A 12,631-nucleotide genomic window follows, 5' to 3' on the forward strand; every position below is an offset into this window, starting at 1 on the left:
CCACAGCGGTCGTGCTCATCAGGCGCTGACGGTGTCGACGGACCTCGCGAACAGGTCCATCATCGCCCGGCCGAACTGCGGCATGTCCGGCCATCCCCGGCAGGAGACGAGGTTGCCGTCCACGACGTCGGGGGCGTCGACCACCGTCGCGCCCGCGTTCTCCATGTCGCCGGTGATGGGCGGGAAGCAGGCCGTCCTGCGGCCCTGGAGCAGGCCGTACACCGCCGGCACCTGCGCGCCGTGGCACACCAGGGCGATCGGCAGGTTGCGAGCGAAGAAGTGCTCGGTGATGCGCCGTACATGGTCGTCCACCCGGATCCACTCGGGGGCGCGGCCCCCGGGGATGATGAGGGCGTCGTAACGCTCGACGTCGACGTCCTCCCACGGCACGTCGACCGGCAGCTTGCGACCGTTCTTCTCGACGTACGCGTCGGAGTTGGGGTCGAACTCGTGGATGACGAGCTGCACGTCGCGCATCGTCCTCGACGAGACGTCGACCTCCCAGCCGCCCTCCTGCACGCGGTAGTAGGGGTACATGGTGTCAAGCTCCTCGGCGGCATCGCCGGTCAGGAGCAACGCTCTGGGCACGTGATCTCTCCTCGCACTCAACGTTGGGTGTGGGCCCCACTCTGCCGAGCGGGACCGGGGATCGGATCCGATCCGATCGGTCCAGACGAGTAAGAATGACGCGTAGGGGCCTCGCCAGTCAAGCCCCTGGCTACCGGGCGTCCCCGAGCCTGGTGTCGTCGAACAGTCGCCGGAACCGGTCGCCCGACAGCAGGATGTGCTGGCGCATCGCATAGGCGGCCTGATCGGGGTCACGCGCCGCGATGCCGGCGAGGATCTCGTCGTGCTCGCCCATGGCGAGGTAGGTGACCTGGGTGTCGTAGACCAGTCGGAACAGGTGCACATGCGTGTGCAGCCGGGCGAGCGCCTCGCGGACCAGCTGGTTCCCCGCGCTCTGCGCGACGAGGTCGTGGAAGGCGGCGTCACGCAGACCGAAGGCGCCGTAGGCCGTCGGCCCGTCCCCCTCCTCCAGCCCGGCCATCTCCTCGAGCAGCCTCCGCAGATGGCTGACCTGCGACGTCGTGGCCCGTTCCGCCGCGTGGCGGGCTGCTGCAGGTTCCAGCAGCAGACGGATCTCGAGCATGTCGTCGAACCGCTCACGGCTGATCAAGGGCGGGATCCGGTAACCGGCGTGCGGCACCCGGACCACCAGCCCGTCCGCCTCCATGCGGTTCAGGGCGTCCCGGATCGGCGTCTGCGAGACCCCCAGCTCGCGCGCCAGGGCGTCGATCGTGACGCGCGAGTCCGGCATGAAGCGCGATGACATGAGCTGGCGGAGCAGCGTGTCGTGCACCTCGTCGGCGAGCCGTCTGCCGGGTCGTCCGTTCGGTTGCGCACCGTGGCTCCCACGGTCCCGCCCGGTCATCGCTTCGTCGTCCACGGGGCTCTGCCCTCTTTCCATCTCGTCGGCGCTCACGGTTGACAGCGGCCGCTCCGTTGCTCCATGATCACCCGAAATCGGATCGTATCGGAAAACACCAGCGCGTCAGCATCTTCATCGCATTGTGGCGTACCCGTCCCGCTGGCTCTCCCCGACCCCCTGGAGTCCCCATGAGCAAGCTCGGTGTCCTGCGCGGGCCTCGACAAGTCGTCTTCGGCGCCGGGCAGCGGCACGCCCTGGGCACGCTGACCGCGGCCCTCGGCTCCCGCGCCCTGGTCTGCACCGACCCCCGCTTCGGGGCCACCGAGGAGTTCGCCGAGCTCGTCGGGCTGCTCGAGCGCGCGGGTGTGGCCGTGACGGTGTTCGCCGAGGTCCTGCCGGACGTCCCGGTGCACCAGGTCACCCGGTGCGCAGAGCTCGCCAGGACGGCCGCCCCGGACGTCGTCATCGGCATGGGCGGAGGAAGCTGCCTGGACCTCGCCAAGGCGGCGGCCGTGATCCTCACGCACGGCGGTGAGCCGGCGGACTACTACGGCGAGTCCCGGGTCCCCGGACCGGTGATACCGGTCGTGGCCCTGCCGACCACCGCTGGGACCGGGTCCGAGGTCACGCCCGTGGCCGTCCTCACCGATCCGCAGCGCGTGAGCAAGGTGGGCATCTCCAGCCCGCACCTCATCCCGCACACAGCCGTGTGCGACCCGGAGCTCACCGTCGGCTGCCCGCCCGCCCTCACGGCGAGCGCGGGTGCTGACGCGCTGTCGCACGGGATCGAGGCCTTCACCGCGGTCCGGCGCCCGGTGACGACCGAGCTGGTGACCGAGCGCGTCTTCGTCGGCAAGAACGAGCTGACCGACTCCTTCGCCCTCATGGCCGTCCGGCTAATCGCCGGCAGCCTGCAGCGTGCCTGGTCGGACCCGAGCGACATGGGTGCCCGGGAGTCGATGATGCTCGGGGCCACCGCCGGCGGTTTCGCCCTCGGCACCGCCGGCACGGCGGCGGCGCACGCGATCCAGTACCCGGTCGGCGCCCTCACCCACACCCCGCACGGGATCGGGGTCGGGGTCCTGCTGCCCTACGTGATGGAGTTCAACCGGCCCGTGCGGGTCCGGGAGCTGGCCACCGTCGCGCTGGCGATGGGTGCGTCCGCCGAGGCGTCCGACGAGGACCTGGCCGACCAGGCGATCGACCGGGTCGCGGCCCTGCTCGCCTCGGTGGGGATCCCCGCCACGCTGGCGGATCTCGTGCTGCCGGCCGACAGGCTGCGCTGGACGGCCGAGCAGGCGATGGGAGCCGCGCGGCTCATCGCGAACAACCCGCGTCCGCTCGACGTCGACGCGCTCGAGCAGATCGTCCGCGCCGCGTACACCGGCGACCGAGCGGCCCTGCGAGAGACCCTCCCCGGGTCCGCCTCGCCGGACCTCACCACGACGGCAGGTACCCGATGAGCATCACGATGCACGAGTTGATGCGTCCGGTCCTCGACGGCCTCGACGTGCCCACCGACCTGCTGGTCGCCGGTGCCTGGCACCGCGGTTCCGACGGGAACCGGATCGACGTCCGCGATCCCGCGTCCGGTGCGGTGCTGGCGTCGGTCGCCGACGCGGGCGTCCGTGACGCGCAGGCGGCGGTGGACGCGGCGGCCGCAGCGGCGGCCGGATGGGCGGCCACGGCGCCCCGCGCCCGGGCCGAGCTGCTGCAGCGTGCCTTCACGCTGATGCACGAGAGGAGCGAGGAGCTCGCCCTGCTCATCAGCCTCGAGAACGGCAAGTCGCTGGCGGACGCGCGGTCCGAGGTGACCTATGCCGCCGAGTTCTTCCGCTGGTACGGCGAGGAGAGTGTCCGGCTGCGCGGACAGGTGGGCCGCTCCCCCAGCGGCGCCAACCGGCTCGTGGTCACGCACCAGCCCGTCGGCATCAGCGTGCTCATCACCCCGTGGAACTTCCCTGCGGCGATGGCCACCCGCAAGATCGCACCGGCCCTGGCCGCCGGGTGCACCGCGATCCTCAAGCCGGCCACCGAGACGCCGCTGACGGCGCTCGCCGTGGCTGCCCTGCTGCAGGAGGCGGGACTGCCACCCGGGGTGCTCAACGTCGTCACCACCACCCGGCCCGGTCCCGTCGTCGAGACGATGCTCACCGACCCCCGGACGCGCATGCTCTCGTTCACCGGGTCGACGCAGATCGGCCGGCGCCTGCTGCGCACCGCAGCCGACCAGGTCATCAAGTGCGGGATGGAGCTCGGCGGCAACGCCCCCTTCGTCGTCCTCGCCGACGCCGACGTCGACGCCGCGGTCGAGGGCGCGATGGTCGCCAAGATGCGCAACGGCGGCCAGGCGTGCACCGCCGCCAACAGGTTCTTCGTGCACCACGCCGTCCACGACACCTTCGTGGAGGGCCTCGTCGCGCAGATGGCCGCGGTGCGGGTCGGTCCGGGCTCCGACGAGAGCACCCAGTGCGGTCCGCTCATCAACGAGGACGCCGTCCGCAAGGTCGACGAGCTCGTCCGGGACGCCCTCGACCGGGGCGCCCGTGCCGTCCTGGGCGGCGAGCGGCCCGGTGACGGCTGCTTCTACCCCCCGACGGTGCTGGTCGACGTGCCGCCGGACGCCCGCCTCCTGCACGAGGAGATCTTCGGGCCGGTGGCCCCGGTGGTCCGCTTCGAGCGCGAGGAGGAGATGCTGGCGATGGTCAACGACACCGAGTACGGACTCGTCAGCTACCTCTACACGGGTGACCTCGGCCGCGGCCTGCGGCTCGCCGAAGGCATCGAGAGCGGCATGGTCGGCCTCAACCGTGGGCTCGTCTCGGACCCGGCCGCGCCCTTCGGCGGCACCAAGCAGAGCGGCTTGGGCCGCGAGGGGAGCACCGAGGGCCTGCTCGAGTTCATGGAGACCCAGTACATCGCGACGTCCTGGTGACGCCGCCGCACGCCCCCAACACATCCGGCACCATCCCCCCGATGCAGGAAGCAGGAGAACTGATGAGCAACGCACAGCGAGACCGACGGAGCTCTCGCCACGGCCTCAGGACGCGGGCGGCGGCGACGACCACACTGGTCGTCCTGGCGCTGGCGGCCTGTGGCGGCGGCGGTGACGACGGCAACGACGGCGGCGGCGACGCAGCAGCCGCGGCCGGCGGCCCTGCCGCGCCCGCGACGATCCCCGAGCTCACCGACGAGCCACTGGACCTCAGCTTCATCTGGTTCGAGTGGCCCCCCGCCCAGCTGCTCGAGGACTTCGCGAACGAGGAGTACACCAAGGAGCGGCCGAACGTCACCGTCACGGTCAACACCGTGCCGAACGCGAACTGGCACGACGCGATGTTCACCCAGTTCGCCGCGCGCCAGACCGACTTCGACATCGCCGTCCTCGACTCGCAGCACATCGGCGAGGCCGTGACGAACGGCAACATCCTCGACATCACCGACTTCATCAACGAGAACATCGAGACCGACGCGTACGACCCGTACCTCCTGGCCGCCTACGGCCAGTACCCCCAGGCCGAGACGGGCCAGCGAGACGAGAGCGCCAGCATGTACGGGCTGCCGCTGCTCGGCGACACCTGGACGATGATCTACCGCAAGGACCTCATCGGCGAGGAGCCCCCCGAGACCTGGGACGAGATGATCGAGGTCGCGAGGCAGTGCCAGGAGGACAACCCGGGCGTCAGCGGGCTGGCCTTCCACCAGGCCAACGGCTCCGACGCCGCGGCGGTCACCTACAACACCGTGAACGCCCTCTACGGCGGCAACCTCTGGAACCGGGAGGAGGGCCAGATCGAGGGCGTCATCAACGACGAGGCCGGGCAGCGGGCGATGGACATCCTCGTCAACGAGATGAAGCCGCTGACCGCACCCGGCTCCGGCAACTGGTTCATCGACGAGGTCAACGCGGCCGTCGCGCAGGGCAACGCGTGCATCGCGTTCAACTGGATCGCGGCGAGCGGTGGCCTGCTCGACCCCGCGCAGACGGTGCTCGGCGAGACGCGCGAGGAGATCCTCGAGAAGCTCGGCTTCGCCACCCTGCCGACGCAGGAGACCGACCTCGTGCCGCTCGGCGGCATGGGGATGCACATCTCGGCCTACGCGCCCGACGAGCGGGTCGCCGAGGCGCTCAACTTCATGCGGTGGTTCGAGCAGGAGGACATCCAGAAGAAGTGGGCCGCGGCCGGCGGGGTGCCGTCGCGTACGGACGCCCTGGAGTCCTCGGAGTTCCTCGACGCCGGACCCTTCAACCAGGTCTACGCCGACTCCGTGTCGCGGCAGCGGGACATGTGGAACGTGCCCGAGTACGCCCGCCTCATCGACATCGAGAACACCAACGTCAACGCGGCCCTCAACGGGGCCAAGGACCCGGAGACGGCGCTCGACGACATCGCCCGCGAGCAGCAGTCGGTGCTGGACGGCGACGGCGGGCTGTGAGGTGAGCATGACGACGTCCACCGACGCCCCGGTGCAGGAGGCAGCACCCCTGCCTCCTGCACCGGGGCGGTCCCCCCGCCTGCGTGACCGCGGGCTCGCCGTGGCCTTCATCTCGCCGGCGATGCTCCTGCTGCTCGGCATGTCGGTCTTCCCGTTGCTGTGGGCCCTGTACCTGTCGTTCACGGACTACTCGGCGACGAGCAACGTGCCCGGCAGGTTCGTCGGGTTCGAGAACTACGCCGACGTCCTCACGTCGTCGGAGGTCCACACGCGAGCCCTGACGACGGTGCTGTTCGTGGCCGGTGCGGTGATCCTGCAGACCGTGCTGGGCTTCTCCATCGCCTACCTCATCTCGCGGCGGACGCGCGGACGCGGGCTGCTCACCACGCTGTTCCTGGTGCCGATGATGCTCTCGCCGGTCGTCGTCGGGCTGTTCTGGCGCTTCATGCTCGACGCGCAGTTCGGCGTGGTCAACAGCATGCTCACCTCCCTCGGGCTCGAGCCGGTCGAGTGGCTCACGCAGCAGCGGACGGCGCTGTTCTCCCTCATCCTCGTCGACACGTGGCAGTGGACCCCGTTCATCATGCTCATCGCGCTCGCCGGGCTCACCGCGGTGCCCAAGTACCTGTACGAGGCCGCGTCGATCGACCGGGCCTCGGAGTGGTTCCGCTTCCGCAACATCACCCTGCCGATGGTGTGGCCGCTGCTCCTCATCGCGGTGATGTTCCGGGCCATCGAGGCCTTCCGCCAGTTCGACCTCGTCTACGTCCTCACCAACGGCGGACCGGGGGTGTCCACCGAGACGTTGTCGTTCCACGTCTACAAGGTCGCGTTCCTCGGCTTCCGCACCGGGGCCGCCTCGGCGTACGGGATCCTCATGGTCCTCGTCGTCATCGTCCTGGCGCAGTTCTACCTGCGCTACCTCAACAAGCTCAAGGAGGGCTGATGGCGATCTCCGTCGACGACGCCGTCCCCGGCCCCGTCACCGCAGACCCACCGCGCGCCCGCCGCGCTCGCCGCGGCAGGGCCCGGTCCGCCGTCGAGATCGCGTTCCTGGCCGTGCTCCTCGGCAGCTCGCTCTTCGCCGTGATGTGGATCCTCCAGACGTCCGTCAAGACCGGCCAGGACATCTACGCCGTCCCGGCGAAGTTCTTCGGGTTCGACGTCACGCTGCAGCACTACAGGGACGTCTTCGTGGCCCCCGGCGGGGGGCGCTCGGACCTGTCCCAGTCGTTCCTCAACTCCGTCGTGGTCGCCGGGTCCTCGACCGTGCTGGCCACCCTGCTGGGGGTACCCGCAGCGTGGGCCTACTCGCGGTTCACGCTCAAGGGCAAGAAGGACCAGCTGTTCTTCATCCTCTCCACCCGGTTCATGCCGCCCGTGGTGGTCGTCATCCCGGTCTTCCTCATGTACCGCGAGCTCGGGCTCATCGACACCAGGCTCGGTCTCGTCCTCGTCTACACCGCGTTCAACCTCCCCTTCACGATCTGGATGATGAAGGGCTTCGTGGACGAGGTGCCCTCGGAGTACGAGGACGCGGCGATGCTCGACGGCTACACCCGCCTGCAGGCGTTCTGGAAGTTCACCCTTCCCCTGCTCATCCCCGGCATCGCCGCGACGGCGGTCTTCGCCCTCATCTTCTCCTGGAACGAGTTCGTCTATGCCATCTTCCTCACGTCCAGCCAGGAGGTGCGGACGGCCCCACCGGCCATCGCCGGCCTCATCGGCGGCACCACGGTGAACTGGGGCCTGGTCGCCGCCTCCGCCGTGGTCTTCGCGCTGCCGGTGCTCGTGTTCGCCTACCTGGTACGCAAGCACCTCGTGGCCGGCGTGACCCTCGGGGCGGTGAGGCGCTGATGGCCGGTATCGAGGTCACCTCCCTGCACAAGCGATACCCGGACGGGACGGTCGCGGTCGAGCACGTCGACCTGTCCATCGGTGACGGCGAGCTCTTCGTCATGCTCGGCCCGTCCGGCTGCGGGAAGACCACCACGCTGCGCGCCATGGCCGGTCTGGAGCGCCAGACGTCGGGCGACATCCACATCGGGGAGACGCTGGTCAACGACCTGCCGCCCGCCGAGCGGGACATCGCCATGGTGTTCCAGTTCTACGCCCTCTACCCGCACCTGAAGACCCGCGACAACCTGGCCTTCCCGCTACGTGCCGAGGGCCGGCCCAAGGCGGAGATCCGCGAACGGGTCGAGGAGGCCGCTCGGATGATGCGGCTCGGCCCGCTCCTGGACCGCAAGCCGCACCGGCTGTCCGGCGGGGAGCAGCAGCGCGTCGCGCTGGCCCGGGCCCTCGTCCGGCGTCCGCGCGCCTTCCTCATGGACGAGCCGCTCACCAACCTCGACGCCGAGCTGCGGGCGGACACGCGGACCGAGATCAAGCACCTGCAGGCCGAGCTCGGCACGACGATGGTCTACGTCACGCACGACCAGGTCGAGGCGATGTCGCTCGGGCACCGCATCGCCATCCTCAACAAGGGCCGGGTGGAGCAGGTCGGGACGCCCCTGGAGGTCTACGACCGCCCGGCGAGCCTGTTCTGCGCGGCCTTCATCGGCTCGCCGCCGATGAACCTGTTCGAGGTCGAGGTGGCGGACGGTGCGCTGCGTGCGCCCGGTGGGCTCGCGCTCAGCCCACCGCCGGGGCTGCGGCGCGACCGCCCGCTCGTCGCGGGCGTGCGGCCCGAGGCGCTGGAGATCACCTCGGCCGGGGCGGACGGAACGGTCCCGGGACGGGTGGTGTCCGCCGAGGTCCTGGGCGACGAGATCATCTACGTCGTCGACAGCGGGGGGCGAGACGTCCGCGTGCGGATGCCCCCGACCGTCCGCTTCGGACCTGAGGCACCGGTGGGTCTGCGGCACACCGGCGGGACCCCGCCGGTCTACGACTCGAGCACGGAAGAGCTGGTGGCCTGATGGGAACGGTGGCTGCCTACGGGCTGCGCAAGTCCTTCGGTGAGGTGCAGGCGCTCGACGGGGTGACCCTGGAGGTGCCGGACGGTTCCTTCTTCGTCGTGCTCGGGCCGTCCGGTGCGGGCAAGACGACGACCCTGCGGGCGATCGCCGGGCTCGAGAAGCTGGACGCCGGCTCGGTGCACCTCGACGGTCGTGACGCGACCGGTGACACCCCGGCCGCGCGCGACCTGGCGATGGTGTTCCAGAGCTACGCCCTCTACCCGCGCAAGACGGTCTTCGAGAACATCGCCTCGCCGCTCCGCGCCCGCAGCGCCGGGTCCGACGAGATCACCGCAGCCGTGGAGAAGGTGGCCGGCCTGCTGCACATCGAGCGGCTGCTCACGCGCAAGCCGGGGCAGCTGTCGGGCGGTGAGATGCAGCGCGTCGCACTGGCTCGCGCACTGGTCCGCAACCCACGCGCGTTCCTCATGGACGAGCCGCTGACGAACCTCGACCTCAAGCTCCGGGTCGAGATGCGCACCGAGCTCACCCGGATCCACCGCAGCCTCGGCGGGACCTTCGTCTACGTCACCAACGACCAGGTCGAGGCCCTGTCCATGGCCGACCACGTCGCGGTGCTCCGCGAGGGCACGGTCCAGCAGGTCGGGACCCCGACCGAGGTCTACGAACGCCCGGCCAACCAGTGGGTCGCCGCCTTCGTCGGGAGCCCGCGGATCAGCCTGCTCGCCTGCCACGCCCAGGGGGACCGGCTGGTCGGTGCGGAGGGCTGGACGCTCCCGCGGCCGCGGTGGACGACCGCGGAGGACGGTCGTCCGCTGCTGCTCGGTCTGCGCGCCGAGGACCTGTCCGTCGAGGCGCGCGGTGACACGGCGCTCGCCGGGGAGCTCTACGGGCTGGAACCGCTCGGGGACCGCACCGTCGTCGACGTCAAGGTGGGCACGGAGATGCTCAAGGTCAAGGCACGGCCGACCGTCACCGGCACACCGGGTGAGCGCATGTCCGTCACCGTCGACCTGGACCGTGCGCACCTCTTCGACGCCGACACCGGGTTGACGTTGTCCGAGGTGGGCCGGTAGGAGGCCACTGCCCCTCGACCACGAGGACGCCGGTCCGTCGGGTCGAGGGGCACGAGCACTGCTCTGCACCCGTACGACGGTGTGTCGCGTGCTGCGTCCAGGCGTCAGGGCGTGACGGCGGCCACCGCCTCGTCGGCCTGGACGAGACCCTCACCGGTGGCGTCCTCAGCCCAGCTGATGGTGCTCCATCCCGGCACGGCCTGGAACGGGTCCCAGACCTGCCGCGAGCCGGCCGGAATGTCCACCGCGGTGTCCTTGAGCGCCGACTCGACCTGCGCCTGGGTGAGGGCGGGGTTGTCCTCGAGCATCAGGGCGGCGACGGCGGACACGTGCGGGGCCGCCATGGAGGTCCCGCCGACGTAGAAGTAGTTGCCCGGACCGCCCTGACCGCTGGACCACCACGGCAGGTGGTTGTAGCCCGGCGTGCCCGGGAACGGCCCGCGCACCCAGGACCCGGGTGCCAGCACGTCGAGCTGCTGACCCTCGAGCTCGCGGCTGCTGAAGTCGGCGACGTAGGTCTCGGCGACCACGCCGAGCCCCTCCGCGACCTCTCCGCTGCCGGCCGGCAGCGGCAGGTCGCCCGGCGCGGGCGGGGTGCCCTTCTCGTTCTTCAGCCACCACAGCCGGTACCGGAAGCCGTTGTCCGGCTCCTCGCCGGGCTCCTCGGTCCACTCTCCGGTCCAGCCGGCGGCGCCGACGCTGATGACCGGCGCGTAGGCGCCGGGGAAGCCCATGCCCTCGGTGCCCTCGTTGCCCGCGGAGGCGACGATGATGACGCCGGCAACGATGGCGCGATCCAGGGCGTCCTGTTCCACGCCGACCAGCTCCGAGCCGCCGAGGCTCATGTTGATGACGACCGGGGCGTCGCCGAGGGCGCCGCTCTCCTTGAGGTCGGTGACGTAGTCGATGCCGGCGGCCACCATCTCGTCCGTGCCGAAGACCACCTGCTGGGAGGGGTCGTCACAGCCCTTGAGCCTGGGGATGGTGTAGTCGGCCAGGACCTTGACCGGGATCACGGTGACGTCCGGCGCGATGCCGCGCACCTGGATGGGCGGCAGGGGGTAGCCCTCGGCGTCGTCGGCGCTGGAGTCGTAGCTGTAGCCCAGGATCGTCGAGGCCACGTGGGTACCGTGGCTGCTGCCGCGCGCGCTGACCCAGTTGGTCTGCCGCAGCGGGCCACGAGCGGACTCCACGGCCTCGCAGGCGTCCGCCGCGCCCGGCTTGAAGGTGAGGGTCTGGTAGAAGCCGGCGCCGAGGTGGGTGGCGACGCGCTCCTCGGGGAAGTACTCGGACCAGTAGGGCAGCAGGCCGGTGTCGAGCACGGCGACGTAGACACCTTCCCCGGTCTGGGTGAGGTGCTCGATGTCGATCTGGTCGGAGTCGTAGGTGTGGTAGCCGTCAGCAGTGGTCGTCGCGTCGTCGAAGACGTTGCGCGCGGTGGCGGGGGACGCCAACGCGACCACCGCGACGAGAGACAGGGACAGTGCGGTGGAACGGAGTTTCACGAGGCCTCCTCGGACCGGCCCGGCACCGTCGCCGGGCTGTGGTTCAGACTAAGCCTCGGACTGTCCCCTGTGAAGATGCTCTGCGTTCATCTGCTACCACCGCCGCCGTCGCGGATATCGCTGCGGAGCGAGGTGGCGGAGCGGCACTGGTCCCGGACGACGTGGACGTCGGTGCCGGTGACCGCCGTCAGTCGCTCTTCCGCGCCCGCGACGGCTGCACCCGGGCGGGCTCACCCGGCATCTTCGGGTACTCGGGCGGGTAGGGCATGTCGCCCAGACCGGCCTTCTCCTGCTCGGCGAAGAGCTCGAGGAGCGGGGTGAGGTCGTGCGCGACGTCGTCGATCTCCGCGTGGAGGTCGCCGAGCTCGGCAAAGCGGGCCGGCATGGTCCGCACGGTGAGGTCGCGGGGGTCGACGTCGGGCAGCTCGTCCCAGGTCACCGGTGCGGAGACCGGGGCGTGGGCGAGCGGCCGGATGCTGTAGGCGCTGGCGATCGTGCGGTCGCGGGCGTTCTGGTTGTAGTCGACGAAGATCGTCTCCCCGCGCTCCTCCTTCCACCAGTTCGTCGTCACCTTCCCCGGCATCCGCCGCTCGAGCTCCCGGCCGAACGCGATCGCGGCGTGGCGGACCTGGGTGAAGTCCCACTGCGGCTCGATGCGGACGTAGATGTGGACGCCGCGGTTCCCCGAGGTCTTGGGGAAGCCGCGCCAGCCGAGCTCGGCGAGGTACTCCCGGGCGACGGCGGCGACCTCGACGGCGTCGGCGAAGTCGGTCCCCGGCTGCGGGTCGAGGTCGATGCGCAGCTCGTCGGGGTGGTCGACGTCGTCACGCCGCACCGGCCACGGGTGGAAGGTGACGGTGCCGAGGTTGGCGGCCCAGGCCACGGCGGCGAGCTCGGTGGGGCACAGCTCGTCGGCGGTGCGGCCGCTGGGGAACGCGATCTCGACGGTCTCGATCCAGTCGGGCACGCCCTTGGCGGGGACCCGCTTCTGGTAGAACGCGTCGCCGTGGGGGTCGCTGCGGGTGGCGCGCTTCATCCCCTCACGCACGCCCTTGGGCCAGCGCTCGAGCGTCACCGGCCGCTCGCGCAGCGCGCGCAGGACCCCGTCCCCGACGGCGAGGTAGTAGTCGACGACCTCCCGCTTGGTGATCCCGGGCTCGGGAAAGATGATGCGGTCCGAGCTCGTGATCCGGACCGGTCTGCCGGCGACGTCGATCTCGACGGCGGGGCTCTTCGTCGCTGCCATGGCCAGACGCTACCGCC

11 protein-coding genes are annotated in these 12,631 nt (G+C 70.8%); 7 read left to right on the top strand and 4 right to left on the bottom strand.

Annotated features, from left to right (window positions below):
- Positions 1 to 18 precede the first annotated feature (18 nt).
- Positions 19 to 588: a DJ-1/PfpI family protein gene (locus VR894_RS12130; protein WP_324651870.1), complete on the bottom strand. Its 570-nt coding sequence runs from the start codon at positions 586 to 588 to the stop codon at positions 19 to 21.
- A gap of 130 nt (positions 589 to 718) precedes the next feature.
- Positions 719 to 1,447, bottom strand: coding sequence for a GntR family transcriptional regulator (locus VR894_RS12135; RefSeq protein ID WP_324651873.1), 729 nt, complete (start codon positions 1,445 to 1,447; stop codon positions 719 to 721).
- A gap of 170 nt (positions 1,448 to 1,617) precedes the next feature.
- Between VR894_RS12135 and VR894_RS12140 the strand changes: the two genes are divergently transcribed.
- The 7 genes from VR894_RS12140 to VR894_RS12170 all read left to right on the top strand — a co-directional run bounded on the left by VR894_RS12140 (position 1,618) and on the right by VR894_RS12170 (position 9,863).
- On the top strand, positions 1,618 to 2,892 hold the full coding sequence (locus VR894_RS12140) for an iron-containing alcohol dehydrogenase (RefSeq protein ID WP_324651875.1): 1,275 nt from the start codon (positions 1,618 to 1,620) through the stop codon (positions 2,890 to 2,892).
- Positions 2,889 to 4,364 (top strand): NAD-dependent succinate-semialdehyde dehydrogenase, encoded by a 1,476-nt coding sequence (locus VR894_RS12145; protein ID WP_324651876.1) that lies wholly within the window; start codon positions 2,889 to 2,891, stop codon positions 4,362 to 4,364. Before VR894_RS12140 ends, VR894_RS12145 begins: the two co-directional genes overlap by 4 nt.
- 62 nt (positions 4,365 to 4,426) lie before the next feature.
- A complete protein-coding gene (locus VR894_RS12150; RefSeq protein WP_324651878.1) occupies positions 4,427 to 5,866 on the top strand; it encodes an extracellular solute-binding protein in 1,440 nt (479 codons plus the stop codon).
- A gap of 7 nt (positions 5,867 to 5,873) precedes the next feature.
- Complete coding sequence (locus VR894_RS12155; protein WP_324651880.1) at positions 5,874 to 6,812, top strand: sugar ABC transporter permease; 939 nt, start codon at positions 5,874 to 5,876, stop codon at positions 6,810 to 6,812.
- A complete protein-coding gene (locus VR894_RS12160) occupies positions 6,812 to 7,723 on the top strand; it encodes a carbohydrate ABC transporter permease (RefSeq protein ID WP_324651881.1) in 912 nt (303 codons plus the stop codon). Before VR894_RS12155 ends, VR894_RS12160 begins: the two co-directional genes overlap by 1 nt.
- A complete protein-coding gene (locus tag VR894_RS12165) occupies positions 7,723 to 8,787 on the top strand; it encodes an ABC transporter ATP-binding protein (protein WP_324651883.1) in 1,065 nt (354 codons plus the stop codon). Before VR894_RS12160 ends, VR894_RS12165 begins: the two co-directional genes overlap by 1 nt.
- Entirely contained in the window at positions 8,787 to 9,863 is a 1,077-nt protein-coding gene (locus VR894_RS12170) for an ABC transporter ATP-binding protein (RefSeq protein WP_324651884.1), read from the top strand. Before VR894_RS12165 ends, VR894_RS12170 begins: the two co-directional genes overlap by 1 nt.
- Positions 9,864 to 9,967: 104 nt before the next feature.
- Here VR894_RS12170 and VR894_RS12175 read toward each other — a convergent pair whose 3' ends face one another.
- Both VR894_RS12175 and ligD read right to left on the bottom strand, forming a co-directional pair.
- Positions 9,968 to 11,368, bottom strand: a complete 1,401-nt coding sequence (locus VR894_RS12175; RefSeq protein ID WP_324651886.1) for a S8 family peptidase — start codon at positions 11,366 to 11,368, stop codon at positions 9,968 to 9,970.
- Between the two features lie 187 nt (positions 11,369 to 11,555).
- Complete coding sequence (gene ligD, locus VR894_RS12180; RefSeq protein WP_324651887.1) at positions 11,556 to 12,614, bottom strand: non-homologous end-joining DNA ligase; 1,059 nt, start codon at positions 12,612 to 12,614, stop codon at positions 11,556 to 11,558.
- Positions 12,615 to 12,631: the final 17 nt, after the last annotated feature.

The organism is Georgenia sp. H159 (assembly GCF_035607575.1).
Taxonomy (GTDB): domain Bacteria; phylum Actinomycetota; class Actinomycetes; order Actinomycetales; family Actinomycetaceae; genus Oceanitalea.